General features: G+C 73.4%; 24 protein-coding genes. 11 read left to right on the top strand and 13 right to left on the bottom strand.

Features of this window, described 5'->3' with window-relative positions:
• Window positions 1-38: 38 nt before the first annotated feature.
• Complete coding sequence (locus ABTY56_RS22540; RefSeq protein WP_350630777.1) at window positions 39-1,022, bottom strand: aldo/keto reductase; 984 nt, start codon at window positions 1,020-1,022, stop codon at window positions 39-41.
• Window positions 1,023-1,160: 138 nt separating this feature from the next.
• Here ABTY56_RS22540 and ABTY56_RS22535 point away from each other — a divergent pair, with 138 nt between their 5' ends.
• From ABTY56_RS22535 to ABTY56_RS22515, 5 genes are all read left to right on the top strand, one after another.
• Window positions 1,161-1,514, top strand: a complete 354-nt coding sequence (locus ABTY56_RS22535) for an ArsR/SmtB family transcription factor (protein ID WP_350630776.1) — start codon at window positions 1,161-1,163, stop codon at window positions 1,512-1,514.
• Between the two features lie 149 nt (window positions 1,515-1,663).
• Complete coding sequence (locus tag ABTY56_RS22530) at window positions 1,664-3,046, top strand: MFS transporter (protein WP_350630775.1); 1,383 nt, start codon at window positions 1,664-1,666, stop codon at window positions 3,044-3,046.
• A gap of 116 nt (window positions 3,047-3,162) precedes the next feature.
• Window positions 3,163-3,741: a TetR/AcrR family transcriptional regulator gene (locus ABTY56_RS22525; protein ID WP_350630774.1), complete on the top strand. Its 579-nt coding sequence runs from the start codon at window positions 3,163-3,165 to the stop codon at window positions 3,739-3,741.
• 265 nt (window positions 3,742-4,006) lie between these two features.
• On the top strand, window positions 4,007-5,047 hold the full coding sequence (locus ABTY56_RS22520; RefSeq protein ID WP_350630773.1) for an agmatine deiminase family protein: 1,041 nt from the start codon (window positions 4,007-4,009) through the stop codon (window positions 5,045-5,047).
• A gap of 49 nt (window positions 5,048-5,096) precedes the next feature.
• Window positions 5,097-6,260, top strand: coding sequence for an agmatine deiminase family protein (locus ABTY56_RS22515; RefSeq protein WP_350630772.1), 1,164 nt, complete (start codon window positions 5,097-5,099; stop codon window positions 6,258-6,260).
• Between the two features lie 109 nt (window positions 6,261-6,369).
• Here the strand turns inward: ABTY56_RS22515 and ABTY56_RS22510 are convergent, their stop codons facing one another.
• Window positions 6,370-7,545, bottom strand: coding sequence for an agmatine deiminase family protein (locus tag ABTY56_RS22510; protein ID WP_350630771.1), 1,176 nt, complete (start codon window positions 7,543-7,545; stop codon window positions 6,370-6,372).
• Window positions 7,546-7,687: 142 nt separating this feature from the next.
• On the opposite strand from ABTY56_RS22510, the gene ABTY56_RS22505 reads away from it, so the two are divergent.
• Complete coding sequence (locus tag ABTY56_RS22505; RefSeq protein WP_350630770.1) at window positions 7,688-8,326, top strand: TetR/AcrR family transcriptional regulator; 639 nt, start codon at window positions 7,688-7,690, stop codon at window positions 8,324-8,326.
• Window positions 8,327-8,345: 19 nt separating this feature from the next.
• Here ABTY56_RS22505 and ABTY56_RS22500 read toward each other — a convergent pair whose 3' ends face one another.
• The 10 genes from ABTY56_RS22500 to ABTY56_RS22455 form a co-directional block, all read right to left on the bottom strand.
• Window positions 8,346-9,230: a DUF8686 domain-containing protein gene (locus tag ABTY56_RS22500; protein ID WP_350630769.1), complete on the bottom strand. Its 885-nt coding sequence runs from the start codon at window positions 9,228-9,230 to the stop codon at window positions 8,346-8,348.
• Window positions 9,227-10,405, bottom strand: coding sequence for an agmatine deiminase family protein (locus tag ABTY56_RS22495; protein ID WP_350630768.1), 1,179 nt, complete (start codon window positions 10,403-10,405; stop codon window positions 9,227-9,229). The genes ABTY56_RS22500 and ABTY56_RS22495 overlap by 4 nt, the downstream gene beginning before the upstream one ends.
• A gap of 99 nt (window positions 10,406-10,504) precedes the next feature.
• Complete coding sequence (locus ABTY56_RS22490; RefSeq protein WP_350630767.1) at window positions 10,505-11,428, bottom strand: DUF4436 family protein; 924 nt, start codon at window positions 11,426-11,428, stop codon at window positions 10,505-10,507.
• 122 nt (window positions 11,429-11,550) lie between these two features.
• Complete coding sequence (locus tag ABTY56_RS22485; protein WP_350630766.1) at window positions 11,551-12,348, bottom strand: ABC transporter ATP-binding protein; 798 nt, start codon at window positions 12,346-12,348, stop codon at window positions 11,551-11,553.
• Window positions 12,341-13,297 carry an ABC transporter ATP-binding protein gene (locus tag ABTY56_RS22480; protein ID WP_350630765.1) on the bottom strand — a complete coding sequence of 319 codons (957 nt, stop codon included), beginning with the start codon at window positions 13,295-13,297 and terminating at the stop codon, window positions 12,341-12,343. Before ABTY56_RS22480 ends, ABTY56_RS22485 begins: the two co-directional genes overlap by 8 nt.
• Window positions 13,298-13,310: 13 nt before the next feature.
• Window positions 13,311-14,165 carry an ABC transporter permease gene (locus ABTY56_RS22475; protein WP_350630764.1) on the bottom strand — a complete coding sequence of 285 codons (855 nt, stop codon included), beginning with the start codon at window positions 14,163-14,165 and terminating at the stop codon, window positions 13,311-13,313.
• Window positions 14,162-15,121, bottom strand: a complete 960-nt coding sequence (locus ABTY56_RS22470; protein WP_350630763.1) for an ABC transporter permease — start codon at window positions 15,119-15,121, stop codon at window positions 14,162-14,164. Before ABTY56_RS22470 ends, ABTY56_RS22475 begins: the two co-directional genes overlap by 4 nt.
• Entirely contained in the window at window positions 15,118-16,767 is a 1,650-nt protein-coding gene (locus ABTY56_RS22465; RefSeq protein WP_350630762.1) for an ABC transporter substrate-binding protein, read from the bottom strand. Before ABTY56_RS22465 ends, ABTY56_RS22470 begins: the two co-directional genes overlap by 4 nt.
• 29 nt (window positions 16,768-16,796) lie before the next feature.
• Window positions 16,797-17,837: an agmatine deiminase family protein gene (locus ABTY56_RS22460; RefSeq protein ID WP_350630761.1), complete on the bottom strand. Its 1,041-nt coding sequence runs from the start codon at window positions 17,835-17,837 to the stop codon at window positions 16,797-16,799.
• 134 nt (window positions 17,838-17,971) lie between these two features.
• On the bottom strand, window positions 17,972-19,168 hold the full coding sequence (locus ABTY56_RS22455; protein WP_350630760.1) for an agmatine deiminase family protein: 1,197 nt from the start codon (window positions 19,166-19,168) through the stop codon (window positions 17,972-17,974).
• Between the two features lie 159 nt (window positions 19,169-19,327).
• Between ABTY56_RS22455 and ABTY56_RS22450 the strand changes: the two genes are divergently transcribed.
• Both ABTY56_RS22450 and ABTY56_RS22445 read left to right on the top strand, forming a co-directional pair.
• Window positions 19,328-19,942, top strand: a complete 615-nt coding sequence (locus ABTY56_RS22450) for a TetR/AcrR family transcriptional regulator (protein WP_350630759.1) — start codon at window positions 19,328-19,330, stop codon at window positions 19,940-19,942.
• A 108-nt stretch (window positions 19,943-20,050) separates the two neighbouring features.
• The gene (locus ABTY56_RS22445) at window positions 20,051-21,835 is read left to right on the top strand and encodes a serine/threonine-protein kinase (RefSeq protein ID WP_350630758.1); all 1,785 of its coding nucleotides are present in this window, start codon (window positions 20,051-20,053) and stop codon (window positions 21,833-21,835) included.
• A 77-nt stretch (window positions 21,836-21,912) separates the two neighbouring features.
• Here the strand turns inward: ABTY56_RS22445 and tatA are convergent, their stop codons facing one another.
• Complete coding sequence (gene tatA, locus ABTY56_RS22440; protein ID WP_350630757.1) at window positions 21,913-22,233, bottom strand: Sec-independent protein translocase subunit TatA; 321 nt, start codon at window positions 22,231-22,233, stop codon at window positions 21,913-21,915.
• Between the two features lie 262 nt (window positions 22,234-22,495).
• On the opposite strand from tatA, the gene ABTY56_RS22435 reads away from it, so the two are divergent.
• The 3 genes from ABTY56_RS22435 to ABTY56_RS22425 are packed head-to-tail and all read left to right on the top strand — an operon-like array spanning window position 22,496 to window position 26,127.
• Window positions 22,496-23,683, top strand: a complete 1,188-nt coding sequence (locus tag ABTY56_RS22435) for an agmatine deiminase family protein (protein ID WP_350630756.1) — start codon at window positions 22,496-22,498, stop codon at window positions 23,681-23,683.
• 30 nt (window positions 23,684-23,713) lie between these two features.
• Window positions 23,714-24,421: an urease subunit gamma gene (gene ureA / locus ABTY56_RS22430; RefSeq protein ID WP_350630755.1), complete on the top strand. Its 708-nt coding sequence runs from the start codon at window positions 23,714-23,716 to the stop codon at window positions 24,419-24,421.
• The gene (locus ABTY56_RS22425) at window positions 24,418-26,127 is read left to right on the top strand and encodes an urease subunit alpha (protein ID WP_350630754.1); all 1,710 of its coding nucleotides are present in this window, start codon (window positions 24,418-24,420) and stop codon (window positions 26,125-26,127) included. Before ureA ends, ABTY56_RS22425 begins: the two co-directional genes overlap by 4 nt.
• Window positions 26,128-26,135 lie beyond the last annotated feature (8 nt).

The following is a 26,135-nucleotide window of genomic DNA, read 5'->3' as shown; positions in this document are numbered from 1 at the left end:
CGCCCCGGCCTGCACGGCCGCCGGTACGGGTGCCGCCGTCACCAGCGGTCGTGCACCTGCGGCCGGATCCGGCGGTCGTACAGCTCCCGCACGGCCTCCACGGTGGCCGACGGCAGCGGCGCAAGCTCGGCGGCAGCCGCGTTGGCCCGGGCCTGCGCCACGTTGCGGGCGCCCGGGATCACCGTCGTCACCCCCGGCTGCTGGACGATCCAGCGCAGTGCCGCCTGTGCGGGGCTGGCGCCCTCCGGCGCGAGTGCGGCGAACTCCGCCGCAGCCTCGACGCCGGTCGCGAAGTCCACCCCGGAGAAGGTCTCGCCCTGGTCGAAGGCCTCGCCGTGGCGGTTGTAGGTGCGGTGGTCGTCCGGCGCGAAGACGGTGCGCTCGCTGTAGCGGCCCGAGAGCAGCCCCGAGGCCAGCGGCACCCGGGCCAGGATCCCCACCCCGGCCGCCTCGGCGGCGGGCAGCACCTGCTCCAGCGGCTTGAGCCGGAACGCGTTGAGGATGATCTGCACGCTCGCCACACCGGGGCGGGCGATCGCGGTCAGCGCCTCCGCGCAGGTCTCCACGCTCACGCCGTACGCGGCGATCCGCTCCTCCGCGACCAGGGTGTCCAGGGCGTCGAAGACCTCGTCGGAGGAGTAGACGGGCGTCGGCGGGCAGTGCAGCTGCACCAGGTCGAGCCGGTCCACCCCCAGGTTGGCCCGGGAACGGTCGGCCCAGGCACGGAAGTTGGCGAGGTGGTAGCGCTCGGGCCGCTGCTCGACCCGGCGGCCGAATTTGGTGGCGACGAACACGTCCGCGTCCGGGCGGTCCTTCAGGAAGCGGCCGATCAGCCGCTCGCTGCGGCCGTCGCCGTAGACGTCGGCGGTGTCGAAGAGCGTGACGCCGGCCTCCACGGAGGCCTCCAGCACGGCGAGGGCGTCCTCCTCCCGGACGTCGCCCCAGTCCGCGCCGAGCTGCCAGGTGCCGAGACCGACGATCGAGACGGGCCGACCGGTGCGGCCGAGTACGCGCTGTTCCATGCGACGACCCTCTCACGCCGGTCCGGCCGTGTCGCCCGGCGCCCCGGTCCGCCGCCGTCCTCCCCCGGCCGCGGATTCCGTCGACGAACCACCTGCCAAAGGTACGCATGTGCGCACGAAACGCCCTAGGATGAGCGGATGAGCACCGGCACCCACCTGGCAGATGCGCACCGCTCGCAGCAACGGGCCGAGCAGCGCCTGGACGTCGCCGCGTCCGTACTGACGCTGCTGGCCGACCGGACCAGGCTGGCACTGCTGGAGCGGCTCGGCCGGGGCGAGGCGGACGTGACCACGCTGACCGAGGCGACCGGCGCCGCCCGGCCGTCCGTCAGCCAGCACCTGGCCAAGCTCCGGCTCGCCGGTCTCGTCACCACCCGCAAGGAGGGGCGGCGCGTCGTCTACTCGCTGCGGCACGGCCACCTGCGCCGGCTCGTGGACGAGGCGCTGAACGTCGCCGACCACCAGATCGGCCACCTGCCGCCGCACGACTGACCCGGGCGCGGGCGGGCCGCGCGGCACGGAGCGCAGAGCCCGGGCGGACTTCCGAGGAACAGGTGCACAGGTACGCACATGTTCCTATGATGGGCGGAGCACACCCACCGACCACCCCCACCGACCACCGGGACGGGGCAGGAGCACCCATGCTGTCCGTGCTGCGCAACCGCGCCTACCGCCACCTCTTCACCGCCCAGGTCGTGGCCCTGGTCGGCACCGGCCTGGCCACGGTGGCACTCTCCCTGCTGGCCTACCGGATCGCCGGCGACGACGCCTCGGCGGTCCTCGGCACCGCGCTGGCGATCAAGATGGTCGCCTACGTCGCCGTCGCGCCGCTGGCGGGCGCGCTCGCCGGGCGGCTGCCCCGGCGGAGGCTGATGGTCGCGACGGACCTCACCCGGGCGTGCGTCGCGCTGACCCTGCCGTTCGTCGACCGGGTCTGGCAGGTCTACCTCCTGGTCTTCCTGCTGCAGGCCGCCTCGGCCGCCTTCACCCCGACGTTCCAGGCCACCATCCCGGACGTCCTGCCCGCAGAGCGCGACTACACCAACGCACTGTCGATGTCCCGGCTCGCGTACGACCTGGAGTCGCTGTTCAGCCCCGCCCTCGCCGCGCTCCTGCTGACGGCGGTCTCGTACGACTGGCTGTTCGCCGGGACGGCGGTCGGCTTCCTCGCCTCCGCCGCCCTGGTGGTCTCCGCCGTCCTGCCCAGGCCCACCCCGGTCGAGCGGACCGGCGGCGTCCACGCCAAGGCCGCCTTCGGCACCCGGCTGTTCCGGGCCACCCCCCGGTTGCGCGCCCTGCTCGCCCTCGACCTCGCGGTCGCCGCCGCCGGGGCGATCGTGTTCGTCGACACGGTCAACGTCGTCCGCGACCACTTCCACCGCCCGGCCGGGGCCGTCTCGCTCGCGCTGGGCGCCTACGGGGTCGGCTCGATGCTCGCCGCGCTCCTGCTGCCCCGGATCCTGGGCCGGCTCGGCGACCGGGCCGTGATGCTGCCTGCGGCCTTCGCCCTGCCGGCCGTCCTCGCGGCCGTCACCGCGATCTCCGCCGCCCCGGCCGGCACCGGGACGTGGGCGGCCCTGCTCGCCGCCTGGGCCCTCGTCGGCGCCGGCAGCTCGGCCGTCCTCACCCCCGGCGGACGCCTCATCCGCCGCTCGGCCGCCGACGCCGACCTGCCCGCCGCGTTCGCCGCCCAGTTCTCCCTCTCGCACGCCTGCTGGCTGCTCACCTACCCGCTCGCCGGGTGGCTGGCCGCCGGCGCGGGACTGCCCGTCACCGCCGTCGTCCTCGGCCTGCTCGCCCTGACCGCCGCGACGGCGGCCACCGCCCTGTGGCCGTCCCGCGACCCCGCGGCCCTGGAGCACCTGCACACCGACCTGCCCGCCGGACACCCCCATCTCGCCGACGCGCACGCGGCCGCCGGCGGCGCCTGGCAGCACGGCCACCACTACGTCATCGACCGGCACCACCACAGCTGGCCCCACCCGACCGGCGCCCGTACCCGCGCCCGCGCCACCACCGGCTGACCCCGCCGCCCTGCCACCCGACCACCCCGCCAGCCGACCCGACCCGACCACCTACTGACCGGTACCTCAGACCGCGGAGCCGATCACGTCGGCGCGCCCCGGTAAGGTGGTCGATCGTGGCCAGTCGTAAAACGTCGATCCTGGAAGCCGCGGCACGGGTGATCGCCCGCCGCGGGGTGCGCGGACTGAGGGTGGAGGAGCTCGCCGCGGAGGCGGGCGTCTCGACCGCGCTCATCTACTACCACTTCAAGGACCGCACCGGGATCCTCCGCCAGACGCTGGAGTTCATCAACGACCGGGCGGAGCGCTACACGACCGACCGCGCCCCGGACGCCCCGCCGCTGACGGCGCGCGAGGAGCTGGACCAGACACTGCTATTGGAGCTCCAGGACACCGTCGAGGTGCGGGAGAACAGCACCGCCTGGGGTGAGCTGCGGGCGAGCGCGGTGTTCGACGAGACCCTGCGCGAAGACCTCGCCCGGGCCACCCGGGTCTGGGTGCAGGAGATCGCCGAACTGCTCGGGGTCGTCCGGCCGATGGCCTCGGCGGTCGCCCTGGCCGGCGCGGCGGAGCGGCTGACGGCGCTGCTGGAGGGGTTGAGCACGCGCTGGCTCAGCGGCAGCCTCCCGCTGGCGCACGCCCGGACGCTGCTGGCCGACGCGATCGAGGCCGAAGTGGACCGGCTCGGCTCCTGATCCGCCCCGCCGGTCCGTGGGGGTTCCGTGCGGATTCCGCACGGAACCGGCGCCGACCGTGACGCTCCGCATCGTCCGCGTCAAGGATCCGTCATGGCATGCCCGTGGGTTTGACTGATTTTTCAGTCAATGTAAGCCTGAGTCCGCAGGCAGGGTGCTGCCGCCGGTCCGCCCCCGTCCGTGGTGCGCCGGTGCGTCGCGGCGCGAAGAGTGGACCACGCGGCCCGCACCCTTCCCGGCACCGTCGCACGATCTGGAGACCCTCATGACCCACTACCGCGATGACCGTTCCGGCGAGCAGCCCTACCCCTGGGTGCCGGCCGACGACGTCCCGCACGCGCGGACCTGGATGTCCTGGCCCTCCCGCCGGGGGGTGTGGGGACTGCGCCTGGGCGGCGTCCAGGAGGACATCGCCCTGATCGCCCGTACGATCGCCGAGTTCGAGCCGGTGGTCATGTGCGCCCCCGACGACTGGACGGCGGGCAAGGCCCAGTCCTGGTGCGGCTCCGGCGTGGAGGTGATCACCGCCGTCCCCACCGACGACCTGTGGATGCGCGACATCGCGCCGGTGTTCCGCCGGGACGGGCACGGCGGCCTGGACGCCGTGGTCCTCAACTTCAACGGCTGGGGCAACAAGCAGGTGCACCACGACGACGCCCGGGCCGCCGAGCTGATCGCCACCCGCCGGGGCCTGCACCACACCTACGCGGACTTCGTCGGCGAGGGCGGCGCGATCGAGACCGACGGCGACGGCACCGTGATGGCCACCGAGAGCAGCCTGGTCAACAAGAACCGCAACCGCGGCATGAGCCGGGACGAGATCGAGGAGGCCGTCCTGGAGGCCTACGGCGCGGACACCATGATCTGGCTGCCGGGCATCAAGGGCCAGGACATCACCGACGACCACGTGGACGTGACCTCCCGGTTCATCCGCCCCGGCGTGGTGATGGTGCAGCTGCCGCCGGCGGACCGCAACGACGCCTGGGCCCGGGACGCCCGCGAGCAGTTCGCGATCCTCTCCGGCGCCACCGACGCCCGGGGGCGCCGCCTGCAGGTCGTCCCCGTGCACGGCCCGGACACCGTCCGCTCCCGCAGCTCCAAGTTCGTCGACTCCTACCTCAACTTCCACGTCGTCAACGGCGGTGTGATCACGGCCCAGTTCGGCGACGCGTACAAGGACGCCGCCGCCCGGGACGCCCTCGCCTCGGCCTTCCCCGGCCGCGAGGTGGTCCAGATCGACGTCGACCGCCTGATGGCCGGGGGCGGCGGCATCCACTGCTCGACCATGCACGAGCCGCTGCCGTAGCCACCGCCCGCACGAGTCCACCACCCCGACCCCCAGCTGGAGTTCCCGCATGACCAACGCCGTGTCCCGCCGTACCCTGATCCGCAACCTCGCCGGCGTCGGCGCCGGTGTCGGCGCCCTCGCACTGGGCCTCACCGCCTGTGACCCCAACGACATCGAGGACCCGACCGGCGCCGTGCCGCCCACCCGGCCCGGCGGCACCCCCGGCGTGCGCCGCTTCGGCGCCGAGTGGGACAAGCACCTGCGCACCGTGATGTCCTGGCCCGCCTCCGAGAACGTCTGGGGCGACCAGCTCGCCGACGTCCGCCGGGACGTGGCCGGCCTGGCCCAGGCCATCGCCGCCCGCGAGCCGGTCGTGCTGATGGCCCGGCCCGAGCAGAAGGACGCCGCGCAGAAGGCCTGCGGCTCGGCGGTCGAGGTGGTGCCGATCGCCGTCGACGACCTGTGGGCCCGGGACACCCTGCCGGTGTTCGTCGAGGAGGGCGGCAAGGTCAAGGGCGTCGACTTCAACTTCAACGGCTGGGGCGGAAAGCAGCAGCGCGGCAACGACTCCAAGGTCGCCCGCACCGTGCTGGCCAAGTACGGCGTGGAGCGGATCGAGACCCGGCTGGTCGCCGAGGGCGGCTCCTTCGAGACCGACGGCCAGGGCACCCTGATGGTGACCGAGAGCTCCGTCGTCAACGACAACCGCAACCCGGGCATGAGCCGGGACCAGATCGAGGCGGAGCTGAAGCGGGTCCTCGGCGTGACCAAGGTGATCTGGCTGGCGGGCGTCAAGGGCAAGGACATCACCGACGCCCACGTCGACTGCCTGACCCGCTTCGTCGCGCCCGGTGTGGTGCTGCTCGACCAGGCCTTCCCCGGCACCCCGGCGGACGTCTGGTCCCGCTCCGCCGACCAGGCCCGCACCGTCTTCAAGGACGCCACCGACGCGACCGGCAAGAAGCTGCAGGTGGTCGACCTCCAGCAGCCGGACCCGGACAAGATCACCGGCCGCGGTGACGCCTTCGTCTCCTCGTACATGAACTTCTACATCGGCACCAAGGGCGTCTACCTGCCGAAGTTCGGCGACGCCCGGGCCGACGACCGGGCGCAGCAGATCCTGAAGCAGTACTTCCCGACCCGGGAGATCGTCCCGGTGAAGATCGACGCGATCGCGGCCGGCGGCGGCGGCATCCACTGCGCCACGCACGACATCCCCGCCCTCGGCTGACGTCGACGGGAGCATCCGGACGGGCCGGCCCGGGGCCTTGCGACAGGCTCCGGGCCGGCCTCCGACGGGGCCGGGTCCGGTCGGCGGACCGGACCGGGCCCCGTCGGGCTCACGCGACGGGCTGCTGCTGGGTGACGCAGTGGATGCCGCCGCCGCCCGCGCCGAGGTAGTCGATGTTGAGCTGCTCGACGGTGCGGCCGGGGAACAGCCGGGCGAGGGTGGCCTTGGCGGCGCTGTCGGCCCTGGTGTCGCCGAACTGTGCGGAGATCACCGCGTTGTTGCACAGGTAGTAGTTGGCGTAGGAGCCGACGAAGTTGGGGTCGGTGGAGCGGATGCGGTTGTAGTCGGGCCCCTGGATCTGACCGACCGTGAACGGGGTTCCCTGGGCGCTGGTGGAGGAGGTCAGGGTCTGGTACTGCTGGCGTTCGTCGTTCGACCAGACGTCGGTGTCGCCCGCCAGCGGCATCTGGACCGCGGCCGTGCCCGCGCCGGTGAAGCGGGACGTGGCGTCCACGTGGTCGTCGGTGATGTCCTGGCCGGCGATGCCGGTGAACCAGATCACCTTGGTGGCGCCGAAGGCGGCGCACAGGGCGCCCTCGATCGCGGCCTGCGACATGCCGGGGTTGCGGTTGGCGTTGATGATGCTGCTCCGGGTGGCCATCAGCGTCCCGGCGCCGTCGGTCTCGACGGCGCCGCCCTCGGCGACCAGCCCGGCGGCGGTGAACGGCAGGCCGAGGTAGGCCGCGAGCCGCCCGGCGACCAGGGCGTCGTTGCCGTGCGGGTTCTGGTGGTTGCCCCAGCCGTTGAAGTTCAGGCCGATGGTGTCCAGGCCGCCCGCGCCGTCGGTGCGGAAGACCGGGCCGGTGTCGCGCATCCAGCAGTCGTCGACCGGGATGTCCCCGATGACGGTGACGGTCGAGCCGCACATCGACCGCGCCTTGGAGACGCTCGCCGGGTTGGCGCACATCGTCACCGGCTCGTACTTGGCGATGGTCTTCGCGATGAGGGCGATGTTCGACTGGACGCCGCTGAGCTTGTTGCGCCAGATGGTGGTGCTGTCCGGCCAGGCCATCCAGGTCCGGGTGTGCCGGACGGTGTCCAGCGGCACCCGGTAGCCGGCGGCGACGCCCGGGCCGGCGGTGGTGCGGCGCTGGGCCGCCAGTGCCTGCCCGCCGGTCGCGGCGGTCAGTGCGGTGCCGGCGACGACGATCCCGGCGGCCGTCAGGAACCGCCGTCGGCCGAGCTGCCCGTCGAGCTCCGCGTGGGGTCTGGAGCTGTCCTCCATCACTGCCTCCCTGTCAAAGTGCACTGCTGGTGCAGCAGTTGACCGAAAAGGTAAAACTGGCCAAGCGCTCGGTCAATACTTTGCGCAGGTATCGGTGCCGATGCGCCCCTGCCGCACTCCCGCAGTCGTTACAGTGGCGGCCATGGCGACACAGGCGACAGGCGCAGCTCCGCGGACGGCCTCCGGACCGGGTGGCACCGGTCGGGTGCGCGCGTCCGCCAAGGGCGAGCAGACCCGGGCCAGGCTGATCGCCGCGGCGCGCACCCTGCTCGCGGGCGACGGCGCCGGGCGGTTCACCACCCGCAACGTGGCCGCGCTGTGCGGGGTCTCGCACGGGATGTGCCACTACCACTTCGCGGACCGCACCGACCTGATCGTCGCGGTGGTGGCGGACATCCGGCCCGAGTGGATCACGCCGCTGGAGGAGGCGGTCGCCGGCCCGGGCGGCTACGCCGAACGCGCCGAACGGGTCCTGACGCTGCTCACCCGGCCCGAGAGCCCCGACCTGGCCCGTCTGCACGCGGCCCTGCACTGGCTCGCCCTGAACGACGAGCGGGTCCGCGCGAGCCTGGAGGCCGAGTACGCGCGGTGGCGGTCCTCCTTCGTCACCCTGTTCCGCTGCCTGGTGGACGAGCGCGGCGACGGCGCCGACCCGGTTCCGCTCGGCGAGGCCTTCGCCGCCGCCGTGGACGGGCTCGCCGCCATCGGCTCGCTCGACGGGACGGTGGACGCCGAGCGGGTGCTGCGGACCCTGCTGGACTCGTTGTCCGCCGCGGCCTGACCGGCCGCCGGCCCCCTCGTCACGGGTCGGCACCGGCTGCGGCCTCCGCCTCGGCCCGCTTGCGGCGCTCGACGCGGGTGGAGGCGACGACGGTGAACGTCAGGCACGCCGCGATGATGCCCTCGGCCCAGAAGAAGGCCACGTAGTCGATGAGCGACCCGATCGGCGGCGAGCCGGGCGCGGCGTTGCGCATGCCGACGAGCGCGAAGAGGGTCGCGGCCATCCACCCGAGCGAGGGCCACACCACCCCCTGCCGCCCCCGGTAGAGCACCTCGGCCCCGGCCAGCACCGCCAGGGCCAGCGCCCACATCGCCGCGATCATGAACCAGGCCAGGATGTAGGTGCTGCGCGCCCTGGTGACCGTACCGGTCAGCACGGTCGCCCCGGAGGCGCTCGGGGTGCTGGTCGGGTGCACGAGGAAGAACGGGTCCGCGTCCACGAAGACGACGCCGAGGGGGACGCTGCCCGCGGTGTCCGCCGCCGCGAACGAGACCGCGAACCGGTGGCGGTCGAAGGGGTAGTCGGTCACGGTGCCGGCGTGGAAGTCGGCCGGCACGGGCTGGGGCGTCGCGGCCTCCCCCGGCGCCGCCCGCAGCTCGGTGAGGGTCGCCGACTGGACGGTGATCACGACCTGTCGGCTGAAGGCGGCGGAGCCCGGCTCCGCGGCGAGGCCGCCGTGCGGGACCGGCACGACGAAGAGGGTGAGTTCGCCGGCCGCGGGGTCGATGTCCTGGGCGGTGACGTCCAGTTCGATCCAGTCACCGGACTCCGGGAGGGCGAGTTCGCGGGCCTGCTGCCGGGTGTTGCGCTCGTTCAGGTACAGCGCGATGCCGGCCGAGCACAGCACCGCCACGATCAGCAGGGCGACGACGAGGCGGTTGTCGCGCAGCCTGGAGGCGGTCACGCCGGGCTGGCCCCGGACGCGGCGGGCTGCTGCTGGGTGGCGCAGTGGATGCCGCCGCCGCCCGAGGCGATGTGGTTGATGGAGACCTGGGTGACCTTGCGGCCCGGGTGGAGGTCGCCGATGATGCCGGCCGCGCGGTCGTCGGCGGCCTGGTCGCCGAAGCGCGGGACGATGACGCCGCCGTTGCAGACGTAGTAGTTGATGTAGGTGGCGAGGAAGTCCTTGCCGGCGCCCTGGATCAGGTCGACGTCCGGCTCGGGCAGGTCGACGACCTTCAGCGTGCGGCCCTTTGCGTCGGTCGCGGAGGCGAGGACCTGGATGGCCTGCTGGGAGGCGGTGGTCCAGACGTCCGGCGGGGTGTCGGCGGCCGGGCGGTGCAGCACGACGGTGCCCGGCTCGGCGAAGCGGGCGAGGGCGTCCACGTGGCAGTCGGTGATGTCCTGTCCGGCCACGCCCTTGAACCAGATCACCTTCTCGACGCCGAACAGTTCCTTGAAGGCCGCCTCGATCCGGTCGCGGGACGTGCCGGGGTTGCGGTTGTCGTTGACCCAGGAGCTCTCGGTGGCCATCAGGGTGCCCTCGCCGTCCACCTCGATGCCGCCGCCCTCGCCGGTGATCGGCGCCTGGACGCGGGTGATGCCGTAGTGGGCGAGGAGGTTGCGGGCGACCTGGCTGTCGTTGGCGTGGGTCTGCTTGTTGCCCCAGCCGTTGAAGTTGAGGTCGACCCCGGCGAGCCCCTGCGGGCCGGTGACGAAGGTCGGGCCGGTGTCCCGGGCCCACAGGTCGTCGACCATCAGCTCCAGCACCTCGACCGAGGAGCCGCAGGCCTGCCGGGCCTGCTCGGCCTGGTCCGGCCGGGCCAGCAGCACCACCGGTTCGAAGCCGGCGACGGCCTGGGCCAGCCCCGCGATGTCCTGCCGGACGCCGGGCAGTTGGTCGCCCCACACCTCCTCCAGCGCCGGCCAGGCCATGAAGGTGCGGGTGTGCGGGCCCGACTCCGCGGGCATCGCCCGTCCGGCCGTGGCCGGGCTGCCCGACGTGGCCGCGGCCGTGCCGCTGGGACCGGGCTGCTCCTCGTCGCCGCCGTCGGAGGAGCAGCCGCCCGTCAGCGCCAGCGCGGCGAGCGCGGCCCCGGACTGCAGGAGCGAACGGCGGGACGGCCGGGGGTGAGCCATGGGGCCTCGTTCCGGTAGGTGTCGGGTCCGGCTCCGCAGGCTACTGACAGGAAGGTCAGGATCCGGCGCGGCGCGCATCCGCCGTTCGGGGGAAACCGCTCACGCCCCTTCGCCGCCGGCTTCCCGTTCGCGGAGCAGCCGGTGCTCGGTGCGGATCCCGCACCAGGCGGTGCAGGCCAGGCTGGCGGCGATGATCCCCTCGGCCCAGAAGAACGCGACGTAGTCCATGAGCGATCCGATCGGCGGCGATCCGGGGGCGGCGTTGCGCATCCCGATCAGCGCGAACAGGCTCGCCGCCATCCAGCCCAGGGAGGGCCAGACCAGCCCCTCGCGCTTGCGGTAGAGCACCTCGGCGGCGCCGAGGACGGCCAGGGCCAGCGCCCACATCGCCGCGATCATGAACCAGGAGAGGATGAAGGTGCTGCGGGAGCGGGTGATCTTCGCGTCCAGGGCGACGGTGCCGGTGGTCCCGGTCGTGGCCTGCGGGCGCACGACGAAGAACGGGTCGGTGTCGGTGAAGACCAGGCCGACGGGTACGGCCGCGCCCGCGCTGGTGGCGCCGAAGGCGGCTTCCATCCGGTAGCGGTCGAAGGGGTAGTCCGTCTTGGTGCCGTCGTACATCCCCACCTGGACGGGCTGGGACGCGGCGGTCTCCCCCTCGGCCGCCCGGATGGTGACCTTGGGGGCGCCGGCGAGGGTGATCTCGACGGGGCGGGCGAACGCCTGGGAGTCCGGTCCGGCGGCGAACCTGCCGTGCGGGACGGGGGTGACGTAGAGCGTCAGCTGCTGGGCGGTCGCGTCGACGTCCTGCGCGGTGACGTCCAGTTCGATCCAGTCGGGTGCCGACGGGATCGCCAGTTCCCTGGTCTGCTCGCGGGTGTTGCGCTCGTTGAGGTACAGCCCGATCCCCGCTGCGCAGAGTGCGATGACCAGCGCCAGGACGGCGGCCAGCCGCCGCCGGCGGCGGGGGGCCCGGTGCACGTTCGGGGCGGTCGCGGGGGTGTCGTCGATGGTGACCTGCACGGTCGTCCTTCCTGCGGCGGTGACGCCGGGCCGGCAGGTTCGCTGCTGCCCGGCGCCGCCCGCCGGTTTTGCTCGGTCGCCCCGGACCGGCAGGTCCCACCGCCTGCCGGTCCGGGGCCGTCTTACAGTGCGCGGCGCGCGGCGGCGATCCGGTCGGGATCCCAGCCGGGCCGGGGGACGGACTCCAACAGCAGCCGGGTGTAGGCGTGTTGCGGGGAGTCGAGGACCTGGGCGGTCGGCCCGGATTCGACGACCGCGCCGTGGCGCATCACGATGACGTCGTCGGTGACGCAGCGGACGACACCCAGGTCGTGGGTGATGAACAGGTAGCCGACGCCGGTCCGTTCGCGGATGTCGGCGAGCAGGTTGAGGACCTGCGCCTGGACCGAGACGTCCAGCGCGGCGACCGCCTCGTCCAGCACCAGGACGGCCGGCTGGACGGCCAACGCCCGTGCGATGGCGACGCGTTGGCGCTGACCGCCGGAGAGCTGCCGGGGCAGCGCCTCGGCCGCCCTGGTGCCGAGGCCGACCTGGTCGAGGAGCTCCCGGATCCGGGCCTCGTGGTCGATGCCGGGGAAGTGCAGCCGCAGGGTCTCCCGCAGCACGGCCTCGACGCTGGTACGCGGGTCCAGGGAGAGGTACGGGTCCTGGAAGACCATCTGGACCTCGCGGGCGCGGGCCAGCCGCTCGGCCCTCCCCCGCACCCGGCCGCCGCGGACCCGGCCCTGGACGGTGACCCGCCCCGCGTCGGCCTGTTCGAGGCCGACGATGATCCGGGCGGTGGTCGTCTTGCCGGAGCCGGACTCGCCCACGATGCCGAGCGATCCGCCGGCGGGGAGGGTGAAGGAGACGTCGTCCACCGCCCGTACGGTGCCGAAGGTCCGGCACAGTCCGGTGACCTCCAGTACGGCCTCAGACATCGAGGGGGCTCCCTTCGAGCGGGTGGTGACAGGCGACGGGGTGCTCCCCCTGCGGTTCGGGGGCCCGCTCCCGGCACAGGTCGGTCGCGTGACGGCACCGGGCGGCGAACGCGCAGCCGGTCAACTCCTGCCGCAGGTCCGGCGGTTGGCCGTCGATGGCGGCGAGCCGGCCGCTCCGGGAGTCCAGCCTGGGGGTGGAGGCCAGCAGCGCGGCGGTGTAGGGGTGGCGGGGCCGTTCGAAGAGCGCCCCGGCGGGGCCGCTCTCGGCGATCCGCCCGGCGTACATGACGTAGACGCGGTCGCTGATGGCCGCGGCGAGGCCGAGGTCGTGGGTGACGAACAGCAGGCCGGTGCCGAAGCGTTCGCGCAGCCGGCCGAGGAGTGCGATGACCTCGGCCTGGCTGGTGACGTCGAGCGCGGTGGTGGGCTCGTCGGCGAGCAGCAGGACCGGGTCGCCCATCAGCGCGGCGGCGATCATGACGCGTTGGAGCATGCCGCCGGACAGCTGCCCCGGGTAGCGGTGCAGCAGTTCCGGGCCGAGGCCGACGGCGTCCAGGAGTTCGACCGCGCGCCGCTCGGCGTCGGCCGCACCCGTCCGGCCGCCGAGGCGGACGCCCTCGGTGAGGAAGTCGCCGACGCGGCGCAGCGGGTTGATGGCCGCTCTGGGGTCCTGGAAGATCATGGCGGCCCGGCCGGTGCGCAGCGCGCGCAGCCGGTCGGGGCCCATGGTCAGGACGTCCTCGCCGTCGACCAGGACGCTGCCCTCGGCGGTGGCGCCGGGCGGCAGCAGGCCGAGGGCGCTGCGGGAGGTGAGGCTCTTGCCGGAGCCGGACTCGCCGACCAGGGCGACGGTCTCCCCGGGGCCCACGGCGAGGTCGACCCCGTCGAGGACGGGCCGGGCGGTGCCGGGCAGGCGGAGCCGCAGGCCCCGGATGTCGAGGGCGTTCACGTGCTGCTCCGATTCATGGGGTCCTCCGGGCGACGCGGTCGGCCCAGCGCTCGCCGACGACGTTGAACGCGACGACGGTGAGCACGATGAGGACGCACGGCAGGATCGCGGAGAGCGGGTAGCCGTGCTGGATCGCGGTCTGGCCGTCGAAGACCATCCGCCCCCAGTCGGGGGTGAGCGCGGGGACGCCGAGGCCGAGGAAGGAGAGGCCGGCGAGGTCCATGAGGGCGTATCCGAAGTTGATGGTGGACTGGGCCAGGACGATCGGGGCGATGTTGGGCAGGACGTGCCGCAGGCAGATCTGCAGGGTGGAGTGGCCCTGGACCTGGTACGCGGAGACGTACGGCCGGGATCGTTCGGCGAGGACGAGCGAGCGGGTGAGCCGGGAGACGTACGGCAGGTAGGCGATCGCGAGGGCGACGACGGGGGCGAGCAGGCCCTCGCCGTAGACCGAGACGATCAGGATGGCGAGCAGCATGCCGGGGAAGGCGAAGACCAGTTCGGTGCTGCGGGAGAGGACGGAGTCGAGCCAGCCGCCCCGCCAGCCGGCCGCGAGGCCGATGACGACGCCCGCGACGGTGGAGAAGGCGACCACGCCGAGCGGGCCGAGCAGGGAGGTGCGGGCTCCGAGCAGGAGCCGGGAGAGGGTGTCGCGCCCGGCGGAGTCGACGCCGAGCAGGTGGTCGGGCGAGGGGCCGGCCAGGGCGTTGCCGAGGTCGACGGCGTTCGGGTCCTGCGGTGCGATCCAGGAGGCGAGCAGGGCGGCGATCACCACCACGACGACGATGCCGAGGCAGGCCAGGTGGAGCGGACCGCGGGCGGCCTTGAGGCGGCCGAGGCCGGGCCGACGGGTGAGGGCGACACTCATGCGCCGGACCTCCTCGTGCCGAGGGTGACCCGGGGGTCGACCAGGGGGTGGAGCAGGTCGACGACCAGGTTCACCACCATGAACAGGGCGACGATCAGCAGGGAGATGGCCTGGACGGTCGGGAAGTCCTTGGTGGTGGTGGACAGTTCGAGGAGCTGGCCGATGCCGCCGATGCTGAAGGCGGACTCCACCAGGATCGTGCAGACCAGCAGCGTGGAGACGATCAGGCCGCCGGTGGTCAGCACCGTGCCGAGCGAGTTGCGGAACACGTGGCGGCGGATCACCTCGCGCTCGGGCACGCCGCGGCTGCGGGCCACGGCGACGTGCTCGCCCTCCAGTGCCTCCAGCATCGCCGAGCGGGTGACCCGGGCGAGCATCCCGATCAGGTACAGCGCGAGGGCGATCGCCGGCAGGGTGAGGTGCCACAGCAGGTCGCCGAAGCCGTCGCCGGTGCCGCTGGTCGGGAACCAGCCCAGCTTGACCGCGAACAGGCCCTGCAGCAGGACCGCCGCGACGAAGGAGGGGGTGCCGACGGCGAGCGTGGTGGAGAGCAGGATCGCCGTGTCCGTCGCGCCGCCGCGCACCGCGCCGATCCAGCCGAGCACCAGGCCGATGACGACGACCACCACCAGTGCCATGGCGACCAGCGTCAGGGTGGCGGGCAGCCGGTCGGCGAGCAGCTTGGACACGTCGGTGCGGTAGGTGATGGAGCGCCCGAAGTCGCCCTGCAGGACCTGGCCCAGCCAGCGGAGGTATCGGACCAGGAAGGGGTCGTCGAGGTGGTACTGGTCGTTGATCGCCTGCAGGGCGGCCGGCGAGGCCGACCTGCCCGACAGGAGGAAACTCGCCGGGTTGCCCGGCGCCAGGTACATCGCGCCGAAGACCACGAAGGACGCGCCGAGCAGGGTGGCGGCCATCTCCACCAGTCGCCGGGCGGCGAATCTCAGGAAGTTCACCGTGCGGCCCCCACGTCGGCGGCCCACGGGTAGTACATGTACGAGATCGTGGTGGGGGCGCCGGTGATGCGCTTGTTGAGGAAGACGGCGGTGGGCCACTCGGCGACCGGGATCCACAGCAGCTGCTGGGAGGCGGTCTGCTGGAGCTTGGCCTCGATCGCCCCGCGCTTGGCCGGGTCGTACTCGGCGGTGGCCTGGTCGACGAGGTCGTCGTAGGTCTTGTCGCTGTAGCCGGCGAAGTTCTGGTAGGCGCCGGTCTTGAAGTTGACGAGCAGGTCGAGCGGGTCGGTGATGGAGTCGTAGTACGTCTCCGGGAACATGTCGATGCCCTCGCGCGCCTTGGCGTCGGTGAACAGCGCGGTGAAGGCGTTCGGGGCGATCGTCTTCAGCTGGATGTCGAGCCCGATCTTCGTCCCGGCGGCCTGGACGGCGGTGGCGAGCAGGGAGACGTCCTGCCCGATGGTGCTGGTGGCCATGACGAGCGGCTTGCCGCTCGCACCGGCCTCCTTGACGAGGGCCTTGGCCTTGTCGATGTCCTGCGCCGTGGGGGTGAGGCCGTCGAAGGCGCTCTTGCGGACGTCGTCGGGGGCCGTGCCCCAGGCGGCCTTGGTGGTGAGGGAGCCGGTGACGGTGCCGGCGCCGGCGAGGCCGGTCTTGATGAAGCCGGAGCGGTCCAGGGCCAGCGACAGTGCCTGGCGGACGCGCAGGTCGCCGAGCGGGCCCTGCATGTTGGTGACGTTGACGTTGACGGTGCTCAGGCCCTCGCCGAAGTAGAGCGTGCCGGGGCCGTTCTTCTTCAGCCGGTCGTAGCTCTCGGTGGGGATGAGGTAACCGCCGTCGACGTCGCCGGTGAGCATCGCGTTGGTGCGGGCGGACGAGTCGGTGAGGAAGCTGAACACGACCTTCTTGGACTTGGCCTTGGTGCCCCAGTAGCCGTCGAAGCGCTGCAGCTCGATCGACTGGCCCTTGGCCCAGGTGCCCATCTTGAAGGGGCCGGTGCAGTCGAGGCTGCCGCTGGTGCCGTAGTCCTTGCCCGCGGCCTCCACGCCGGCCTTGGCGGCGACGACGCCGGCGGCGGTGGCCATGTACTGCGGGAACTGGGAGTCGGGCTGCTTGAGCTTGACGGTGACCTGCAGCGGGCCGGTCGCGGTGACGGTGTCGACGTTCTGGAACACCTGGTTCCAAGCCGCCGCGTTGTCCGGGTTCATCTGCCGGCCGAGGCTGTACACGACGTCGTCGGCGGTCATCACCGTGCCGTCGTGGAAGTGCACGCCGGAGCGCAGGTCGTAGACCCAGGTGGTGGGGTCGGGGTTCGAGGCCTTCTCGGCCAGGCCGGGAGCCAGGGTGAGCTGCGGGGTCCAGCGCATCAGGCTCTCGCAGACGTTCGCGAGGACGGTGTTCTGCGGGTAGTCGAACGCCTGGAGGTAGTCGAGGGTGGGCGGCTCGGCGTAGGTGGCCCAGGTGAAGGAGTCGAGCTCGCCCTTGGCCGGCGGGGTGTCGGCCGAGAGCTGCACCGCCGACTGGTCGGAGCCGGAGTGCGGCGGGCCGGAGCAGGCGGCGACCAGGGCCGCCGCCGCGAGCAGGGCGGTGGCGAGGACGAGCCGGCCGCGGGCGGTGGCGCGTCTCGCGGGCGCGGTGGGAGTCATGAGGGTTCTCTCCGTTCGCTGGCGAGGGGTCAGGCGCGGACGGCCGGGATCTGCTGGGTGATGCAGTGGACGCCGCCGCCGCCGTAGGCGATCACCCTGGCCCGCACGCCGACGACCGTCCGGTCCGGGTAGGCGGCGGCGAGCACGGCCAGCGCGCCCTCGTCCTCGGGGTGGTCGGCGACCGGCACGACGACACCGCCGTTGGCCAGGTAGAAGTTCAGGTACCCTACCTCGACCTCGCGGCCGTCGACCTCGACGAAGGCGGCCTGCGGCAGGTCGACGATCTCGAAGGGCCGGCCCTGGGCGTCCGTGGAGTGCTCCAGCACGGTGCGGTTGGCCCGCATCCGCACGTAGTCCGGGTGCTCCGGGTCGGCGGGGAGCTGCACCACGACCTTGCCGGGGGCGACGAAGGCGCAGACGCCGTCCACGTGCCCGTCGGTCTCGGTGTCCAGCGCGCCGCCGTACGGCAGCCAGATCACCTTGGTGACACCGAGGCGGGCCTTCAGCTCGGCCTCGATCTCCTCCCGGGTCAGGTCCGGGTTGCGGTTGGGGTGCAGCAGGCACTGCTCGGTGGTGATCAGCGTGCCCTCGCCGTCGACGGTGATCGCGCCGCCTTCGAGGATCATCTCGGAGCGGATCGCCGGGGTGCCGAGGTGCTCCAGCAGCAGGCCGCTGATCCGGTCGTCGGCGTCCCAGGGGCTGTGCTTGCGGCCCCAGGCGTTGAAGCGGAAGTCCACTCCGGCCCGGCCGCCGTTCCCGTCGAGGACGAAGATCGGCGCGGAGTCGCGGAACCAGGAGTCGTCGGTCGGCAGCTCGACGACGGTGACGCGCTCGCTGCCGCCCTCGCCGCCGTTCTCGCCGCTGCCCGCGCCGCACAGGGCGCGCGCCTCGTCGCCGTGGCCGGGCGGCGCCACCATGGTGACCGGCTCGAACTCCGCGATGGCACGGGCGACCGCCGCGTACTCGCGCTTCACCTCGTCGAGGGTGTCGCCCCACAGGTCGGGACGGACGGGCCAGGCCATCAGGCAGCCCTCGTGCTCGGTCCACTCCGCGGGCATTCGGTACGTCACGGGATACCTCTTCTGTTCGGACCCGGCCGGCCCGGCGCGTTCGGGGCGCCGGGCGGTCGGGAGGGAGGGTGGTGGAGCGGAAGGCCCCGGCGGCCCGTCTCCGTGGGGGGATCCGGACGGGCCGCCGGGGAGTCTCAGAGCGCCGGCGGGACGGCCGGCTGGGACTGGGTGGCGCAGTGGATGCCGCCACCACCGGAGGCGATGTTGTCGATGTTCAGCTGGACGACGTCCCGGCCGGGGAACTCGGCCCGCAGGATCGCGTAGGCCTGCGCGTCGGCCGCGTAGTCGCCGAACTGGGGGACGAACACCGCCCCGTTGGCGACGTAGAAGTTGGTGTAGCTGGACAGGAAGTCCTTGCCGCGGCCGCGGATCAGCGTGCGGTCGGGGCCGGGGAGCTCCACGACGGTCAGCGGGCGGCCCTGGGCGTCGGTGGCCGTGCGCAGGACCTGCTTGGCCTGCTCGTAGACGTCGACCCACATCCGGTCGGTGCCGGGGCCGGGCTGGTCGAGGATGACGCGGCCGGGCGAGGTGAAGCGTGCCAGGCAGTCGATGTGGTCGTCGGTGATGTCCTGGCCCGCGAGCCCGGCCAGCCAGATCACCTTGTCCATCCCGAGCGTCGACTTCAGGGCCTGTTCGACCTGGTCCTGGGACATCCCCGGGTTGCGGTTGGGGTTGACCAGCGAGCTGACGGTGGCCAGCAGCGTGCCCTGGCCGTCCGTCTCCAGGGCGCCTCCCTCGCCGACGAAGGGGGCCCGGACGCGGTCGACGCCGTACTGCGCGAGGAGGGTGGCCGCGACGGCGGCGTCCTCGGTGTAGCGCTGGTAGTACGGGGTGCCGCTCTTGCCCCAGCCGTTGAAGTTGGTGTCGACGCCGGCGATGGCGCCCGGCGCGACCACGAAGGTCGGGCCGAAGTCACGGATCCACAGGTCGTCGTTGGAGATCTCGACCACGGTGATGCCGTAGTAGGCGCCGGGGCCGCAGTAGTACCGCGCGTCGGCGGCCTGGCCGGGGCGGGCGACCACGACGACCGGTTCGTAGCGGGAGATCTCGTGGGCGACCCGGGCGATGTCGTCGCGCACCGCCGAGAGCTGGGTCCGCCAGATCGACGACAGGGCCGGCCAGGCCATGAAGGTGCGGTCGTGCCGGTCGCTCTCGGCGGGCATCCGCAGCCTCGCGGTGGCGCCCGCGGCGGCCGGGGCGGCGCTCTGGTCGGCCGCCGTGGCGGTCGCGGCCCGGGCCGTCGCCGGAAGGACCGTGCCGAGCGCGATCAGGGGGACGGCGGCGGCGCCGAGCCGGAGCAGGCCGCGTCGTGAGGGCGTGGGGGTGTGCATGTCGCTCCCTGTTCGAGTGGGAGGGGTGGGGGGGTTGCCCCGCATCCTCTACCGTACTGAAAATTCAGTCAAGCTTTCGGCTCAAAGCTGACGCAACTCACTGAAAGGATCATCAGGAACCTGCCTGACCAGTCAGGAAGCCCGGTAGAGTGGACGACCATGTCGGACCGTCGGACGGAAATACTCAAGGCCGCGACCAGGGTGATCGCCCGCCGTGGCGTACGCGGACTGCGCGTGGGCGAACTGGCGGCCGAGGCCGGGGTCTCCACCTCGCTGATCTACTACCACTTCACCGACCGGGCGGGCATCCTGCGCCGGACCCTGGAGTTCATCAGCGACCGCGCCGACCACTACACCGCCGACGAGGATCCCGAGCCCAGGACCGAGGACCCGCGGGCCGACCTGGAACGGGTCCTGCTCCGGGAGCTCCAGGACAGCACCGAGGTGCGGGAGAACAGCACCGCCTGGGGCGAGCTGCGGGCCAGCGCGGTCTTCGAGCCGAGCCTGCGCGAGGAGCTGGCGAGGACCACCCACACCTGGGTGCACGACATCGCCGAGCTGCTCGCCCGGGCCGACCCGACCGGCACCGCACCCGCGCACGCGGCCGCCGCCGAGCGGCTCACCACCCTCGTCGAAGGCCTCAGCGTCCGGTGGCTGAGCGGCTCGCTGCCCCTCGACCACGCGCGCCGGCTGCTGCGGAGCGCCCTCGACACCGAACTGCACCGCGGCCGGCCGCCCGTCGGCGCCCGACCGGGCCGGTCACAGCTACCCTGACCCTACCTCTAAACTTCGCGATGCCGTCTGCGCCGACCGGCGCCGTGGCCGCCCGGGGACGCCGTTCCGGCTCCCGCACCCTCCCTGTCCGCCGAGAGAGGCCACCGCATGTCCGCCGACCGATCCCCCTTCGCCCTCCAGCCGGTCTTCCAGGAGCTGACCGCGGACGACCCGCGCGAGGTCGGCGGCCACCTGCTGTACGCCCGGCTCGGCGCCGGCGGCATGGGGCGGGTCTACCTCTCCTACACCCCCGGCGGCCGACCGGTGGCGCTCAAGGTGGTGCGGCCCGAGCTGGCCGAGGACCCGGAGTTCCGGGCCCGCTTCGCCCAGGAGGTCGCCAGCGCCCGGCGCATCCACGGCCTGTTCACCGCGCAGGTGGTCGACGCCGGCGTGGACGCCGCCACCCCGTGGCTGGCCACCACCTACGTGCCGGGGCCCTCGCTCCAGCAGGTCGTCCAGCGGTTCGGTCCGCTCCCGGAACGGACCGTCCTGCTGCTCATGGCCGGCATCGCCGAGGCCCTGCAGGCGATCCACGCCACCGGGGTGGTCCACCGCGACCTCAAGCCCGGCAACGTGCTGATCGCCTCCGACGGCCCCCGGGTGATCGACTTCGGCATCGCCCGCGCGGCCGACGCCAGCGCGCTGACCGGCACCGGGCTGCGCATCGGCTCCCCCGCCTACATGGCTCCCGAGCAGGCCATGGGCCGGGCCGCCACCCCGGCCACCGACGTGTACGCCCTCGGCGCCCTGGCCGTCCACGTCGCCGGCGGCACCCCGCCCTTCGGGGACGGCCCGGACCCGGCGGCGCTCTACCGGACCGTCCACGAGGACCCGGACCTCGGCCGGGTGCCGGAGAGCCTGTGCGAGCTGCTGCTGCACTGCCTCGCCAAGCGGCCCGAGGACCGCCCGACCACCGCCGAGGTGATCGCCGCCGCCCGCAGCCACCCGGCGGTGGGCGGCCACCTCAGGTTCGGCGAGGACTGGCTGCCGCACCCGCTGACCAGCCAGATCAATCGGCACGCCGAGCTGCCGCAGGTGCCCGCCGAGGCCGCCGCACACCCGGGCTGGGACTCGGCGCAGACGGTCCTCGCCCCGGCGGCCGCGCCGACGCCGACGCTGCTCGCACCGGTGTCCGCGCCGACGGCGGCCTCGTCGGCGGCGTCCGCGTCGTCGTCGGCCTCGTCGTCGTCGGCGGCCTCCCGTACGGCTCCGGGCGAGGACGGCTCGGCGGAGCGCCGGGGCCGCGACCGCCGGAGCGGGAACGGCCGCAGACGCTCCCTCGGCCGCACCGCCCTGACCGCCGCCGTCGCCCTGACCGTCGGCGCCGCGACGGCGGTCCTCCTGCTCGACGACCCGGACTCGGGGGAGGCCGTGGCCGACGAGGCCCCGGTCTCCGGTGCCGCCGTACCGGGCAGCCCGGCTCCGGGCACGCCGACGGCCACCGCGACCCCGTCGCCCGGCCGCTCCGCCCCCGCGACGGCCTCCCCCACCACCGCCACGCCGCCCGGGCCCGCCGCCGACTACGCGCCGGTCTACCGCTCGGTCGAGCTGACCTCGGCGGACTCCGGCTACGAGTTCGACCTCGCCACCGGCACCGTCGTCCCGACCGACAGCGTCTCCTGGTACCTGAGCCGCGGCGACGCCGAGTTCCTCGTCCCGGAGACCTCGGACTCCTTCATCGGCCGGGACGCGAGCCTCGGTGTGGCCGAGTGCCTCAAGGGCCTCGGCAGCCGCCCGGCCGGCCGGATCCCGTTCGCCGCCGTCGGGCCGCGCGGGGCCTTCTGCGTCCGGTCCGCGGACGGCCAGGACCTCGCCGTCGTCCGGGTGCTGTCGACCGCGGGCACGGACGGGCCGGTCAAGGTGTCGCTGGACCACTACCGCCGCAACGGCTGAGAGCCGTCGCTCCCCGCCGGGCAGGGGGGAACGACGGCTCTCGGCTCCGGCCGCGGGCGCTCCGGCGGCCCGCCCGGTCAGGCCGGGTGCTTCACCTGCTGGGCCGCCGGACCTGCGGGTGCCTGGGCCGCCGGACCTGCGGTTGGCTGCGCCGCCGGACCTGCGGGCGGCTGGGCCGCCGGCCCGGTCGGCGGCTGGGCGGCCGGGCCCGCGGGCGGTTCCGCCGGTGCGCCGCCCGGCGCCGACTCCTCCCGCATGGCCGCCGTCTCGGACTTCAGGATGCGCATCGACTTCCCCAGTCCGCGCGCCATGTCGGGCAGCTTCTTGGAGCCGAACAGCAGCACCAGGACGGCCACCATCACCAGTACGTGCCAGGGCTCCAGACCATTGCGCAGCATCGCCGCCTCACCTGGCCTTTCATCGTCGTGACCGGGCCGCGCGCTCGGCGGCCGGGTCGTCTCGGGGTGGTTTGGGTGGCTTCACCGTAAAGCTTGACTGATTTTTCAGTCAATGCGAGAGTTCAGTTCCGGCGATGCCGGACGACCTCGTCCACCCGGACGGCCCCTTCGTCCGCCGCCACCGGCGCCCCGCGGGCCGCTCCCCGGAGCCCCGCCCGCCCCCGCCGGACCGGATCCACCCCCAGCCCCACCGGAGTTCAGCGTGTCCCAGTCCCCCCTCGCCCGCCGCACGGTGCTGCGCTCCCTCGCCGGGGCCGGTGTGATCGCCCTCGGCGCGACCGCCTGCGCCGCCTCCGATGACGACCCGGCCGAGCCCGCGGGCCCGACCACCGGAGCGCCCGGTCAGCCGGCCACCGGGGCGCCCGCCCCGGCGCCCGCCCCCGCCCAGGGGCGCCGGCTCGGCGGCGAGTGGGAGAAGCACGAGCGGACGTTCATGGCCTGGCCCGCCTCCGAGAACGTCTGGGGCGAGCAGCTCGGGGCCGTCCGCAAGGACATCGCCACCGTGGCCCGGGCCATCGGCGAACGCGAACCGGTGGTCCTGTTGGTCCGCCCCGGGCAGGAGGCCTCGGCCCGCAACGCCTGCGGCTCCGACGTCGAACTGCTCTCCGTCCCGGTCGACGACCTGTGGGCCCGCGACACCGTGCCGGTGTTCGTCGAGGAGGGCGGCAAGGTCAAGGGCGTCGACTTCAACTTCAGCGGCTGGGGCGGCAAGCAGGAGCACACCAACGACGCCAGGATCGCCCGCGCCGTCCTGGAGAAGTACGGGATCGAGCGGCTGGAGACCCCGATCACCGCCGAGGGCGGCTCCTTCGAGACCGACGGCCAGGGCACCCTGATGGTCACCGAGAGCTCCGTCGTCAACGACAACCGCAACCTCGGCCGCAGCCGCGACTCGGTCGAGGCGGAGCTCAAGAAGACCCTGGGCGTCACCAAGGTGATCTGGCTCGCCGGCGTCAAGGGCAAGGACATCACCGACGCCCACGTCGACTGCCTGGCCCGCTTCGCCGCCCCCGGCGTCGTCTTCCTGGACCGCGCCTTCCCCGGCACCCCGCCGGACGTCTGGTCCCGCTCCGCCGACCAGGCCCGCGCCGTCCTCGCCGAGGCCACCGACGCGACCGGCAAGAAGCTCAAGGTGATCGAGATCGAGCAGCCGGACCCGGACCGGATCACCGGGCGCGGCGACGCCTTCGTCTCCTCGTACATGAACTTCTACATCGGCAACAAGGGCGTCTACCTGCCGAAGTTCGGCGACGCCAAGGCCGACGGGCACGCCCAGGAGATCTTCCGGGACCACTTCCCGGACCGCGAGATCGTCCCGCTGCAGATCGACACCATCGCCTCCGGCGGCGGTGGCATCCACTGCTCCACCCACGACCAGCCCGCCGGCTGACCGCCCCGCACCGAGGGAGAAGGGAACCCCGTGCAGCTGACCCCCACCGAACGAGACCGGCTGCTGATCTTCACCGCCGCCGAGCTCGCCCGCGCCCGCCGAGCCCGCGGCCTGCGGCTCAACGTCCCCGAGGCCACCGCGCTCATCGCGGACACCGTCTGCGAGGCCGCCCGCGACGGCCTGCGGCTGGCCGAGGCCGTCGCGCTCGGCAGCTCCGTCCTCTCCCCCACCGACGTCCTGCCCGGCGTGCCGGACCTGGTCACCGAGATCCACGTCGAGGCGGTGTTCGAGGACGGCACCCGGCTCGCCGTCATCGCCGACCCGTTCGGCGGCGGCACCCTCGGCGAGGCCGCGCCCGGCGCCGTCCTCCCCGACGGCGCCGCCGCGACCGGCCCGGAGCCCGTCCGCACCCTCGCCGTGCGCAACACCTCCGAGGTTCCGATCTCGGTCACCTCGCACTTCCACTTCTTCGAGGCCAACCCGCGCCTGGCCTTCGACCGTGCCGCCGCCTACGGCATGCACCTCGCCGTCCCGGCCGGCTCCTCGGTGCGCTTCGACCCTGGCGCCGACACCGAGGTCGGCCTGGTGCCGATCGGCGGCGAGCGGGTCGCGATCGGCTTCGCCGGGCTGGTCGACGGGCCGCTGGACTCGCCCCGGGTGCGGCGCGAAGCCCTGCGCCGCGCGGCCGAGCAGGGCTACCTCGGAGCAGTCGACCACGGACGGGAGCAGCAGTCGTGAGCAGCAGCATCGAAGCGTCCGAGTACGCGGCCGTGCACGGGCCGCGCGCCGGGGACCGGGTCCGGCTCGGCGACAGCGGCCTGGTCGTCCGCGTGGAGTCCGACTCCCAGGCGCCGGGCGAGGAGTTCCTGGTCGGCTTCGGCAAGACCGCCCGGGACGGCCTGCACCTCAAGGCCGCCGCGGTGCGGGACACCTGCGACGTCGTGATCAGCAACGTGCTGGTGATCGACGCGGTCCAGGGCATCCGCAAGACCTCGATCGGCATCCGCGAGGGGCGGATCACCTCGATCGGGCGGGCCGGCAACCCGGACACCCTGGACGGCGTGGACGTGGTCGTCGGCACCGGGACCACGATCGTCTCCGGTGAGGGCCTGATCGCCACCGCCGGCGCCATCGACACCCACGTCCACCTGATGTCCCCGCGGATCATGGAGGCCTCGCTCGCCTCCGGCGTCACCACGATCATCGGCCAGGAGGTCGGCCCCGCGTGGGGCGTCGGCGTCAACTCGCCCTGGGCGCTGCGCCACGCGTTCAACGCCTTCGACGCCTGGCCGGTCAACATCGGCTTCCTGGGCCGCGGTTCGTCCTCCCACCCGGCCCCGCTCGTGGAGGCCCTGGCCGAGGGCGGCGCCTGCGGGTTCAAGGTCCACGAGGACATGGGCGCGCACACCCGCGCGCTGGACACCGCGCTGGCCGTCGCCGAAGTCCATGACGTCCAAGTGGCCCTGCACACCGACGGGTTGAACGAGTGCCTGTCCGTCGAGGACACCCTGCGCGTCCTCGACGGCCGGACCATCCACGCCTTCCACATCGAGGGCTGCGGCGGCGGACACGTCCCCAACGTGCTGAAGATGGCGGGCGTGCCGAACGTCATCGGCTCCTCCACCAACCCGACGCTGCCGTTCGGCCGGGACGCGGTCGCCGAACACTACGGCATGATCGTCTCCGTCCACGGCCTGAAGACCGACCTGCCCGGCGACGAGGCCATGGCACGCGACCGGATCCGGGCCGGCACCATGGGCGCCGAGGACGTGCTGCACGACCTCGGGGCCATCGGCATCACCTCCTCCGACGCCCAGGGGATGGGCCGGGCCGGCGAGACGGTGCGCCGCACCTTCGCCGTGGCCGGGAAGATGAAGGCCGAACTCGGCCCGATGGAGGGCGACGGCCCGGACGACGACAACGAGCGCGTGCTGCGCTACATCGCCAAGCTCACCATCAACCCGGCCATCGCGCACGGCCTTTCGCACGAGGTCGGCTCGATCGAGATCGGCAAGCTCGCCGACATCGTGCTCTGGCGCCCCGCCTCCTTCGGCGCCAAACCGCAGCTGGTGCTCAAGGCCGGCTTCCCCGCGTACGGCGTCACCGGCGATCCGAACGCCGCCACCGAGACCTGCCAACCGCTCGTCCTGGGGCCGCTGTTCGGCGCCCACGGCGCCACCCCCGCCGATCTGTCGGTCGCCTTCACCAGCCGGGCCGCCGCCGAGTCCGGCACCCACGACCGCCCGTACGACTCCATGACGACCCGCCGCCGCCGCGTCGCCGTCCGGGGCACCCGCGGCATCGGGCCGCGCGACATGGTGCGCAACACCCGCCTCGGCGACGTCCTGGTCGACCCGCGCAACGGCCTCGTCACCCTCGACGGCACCCCGCTGCGCTCCGAGCCCGCGGACAGCGTCCCGCTCAACCGCCTCTACTTCCTGTGAGGCGCGGC

The sequence above is a fragment of the Kitasatospora sp. NPDC097691 genome (assembly GCF_040302665.1).
Taxonomy (GTDB): domain Bacteria; phylum Actinomycetota; class Actinomycetes; order Streptomycetales; family Streptomycetaceae; genus Kitasatospora.
The sequence above is the reverse complement of the archived record's forward strand: the minus strand, read 5'-3'. Positions and strand labels throughout refer to the sequence as shown.

What these genes read in the sequence shown, in the direction of transcription:
- ABTY56_RS22455 (WP_350630760.1), bottom strand. Translation starts at nt 19,168, where the DNA reads ATGCACACCCCCACGCCCTCACGACGCGGCCTGCTCCGGCTCGGCGCC.
- ABTY56_RS22535 (WP_350630776.1), top strand. Translation starts at nt 1,161, where the DNA reads ATGAGCACCGGCACCCACCTGGCAGATGCGCACCGCTCGCAGCAACGG.
- ABTY56_RS22485 (WP_350630766.1), bottom strand. Translation starts at nt 12,348, where the DNA reads ATGTCTGAGGCCGTACTGGAGGTCACCGGACTGTGCCGGACCTTCGGC.
- ABTY56_RS22465 (WP_350630762.1), bottom strand. Translation starts at nt 16,767, where the DNA reads ATGACTCCCACCGCGCCCGCGAGACGCGCCACCGCCCGCGGCCGGCTC.
- ABTY56_RS22515 (WP_350630772.1), top strand. Translation starts at nt 5,097, where the DNA reads ATGACCAACGCCGTGTCCCGCCGTACCCTGATCCGCAACCTCGCCGGC.
- ABTY56_RS22530 (WP_350630775.1), top strand. Translation starts at nt 1,664, where the DNA reads ATGCTGTCCGTGCTGCGCAACCGCGCCTACCGCCACCTCTTCACCGCC.
- ABTY56_RS22475 (WP_350630764.1), bottom strand. Translation starts at nt 14,165, where the DNA reads ATGAGTGTCGCCCTCACCCGTCGGCCCGGCCTCGGCCGCCTCAAGGCC.
- ABTY56_RS22505 (WP_350630770.1), top strand. Translation starts at nt 7,688, where the DNA reads ATGGCGACACAGGCGACAGGCGCAGCTCCGCGGACGGCCTCCGGACCG.
- ABTY56_RS22510 (WP_350630771.1), bottom strand. Translation starts at nt 7,545, where the DNA reads ATGGAGGACAGCTCCAGACCCCACGCGGAGCTCGACGGGCAGCTCGGC.
- tatA (WP_350630757.1), bottom strand. Translation starts at nt 22,233, where the DNA reads ATGCTGCGCAATGGTCTGGAGCCCTGGCACGTACTGGTGATGGTGGCC.
- ABTY56_RS22445 (WP_350630758.1), top strand. Translation starts at nt 20,051, where the DNA reads ATGTCCGCCGACCGATCCCCCTTCGCCCTCCAGCCGGTCTTCCAGGAG.
- ABTY56_RS22450 (WP_350630759.1), top strand. Translation starts at nt 19,328, where the DNA reads ATGTCGGACCGTCGGACGGAAATACTCAAGGCCGCGACCAGGGTGATC.
- ABTY56_RS22495 (WP_350630768.1), bottom strand. Translation starts at nt 10,405, where the DNA reads ATGGCTCACCCCCGGCCGTCCCGCCGTTCGCTCCTGCAGTCCGGGGCC.
- ABTY56_RS22540 (WP_350630777.1), bottom strand. Translation starts at nt 1,022, where the DNA reads ATGGAACAGCGCGTACTCGGCCGCACCGGTCGGCCCGTCTCGATCGTC.
- ABTY56_RS22520 (WP_350630773.1), top strand. Translation starts at nt 4,007, where the DNA reads ATGACCCACTACCGCGATGACCGTTCCGGCGAGCAGCCCTACCCCTGG.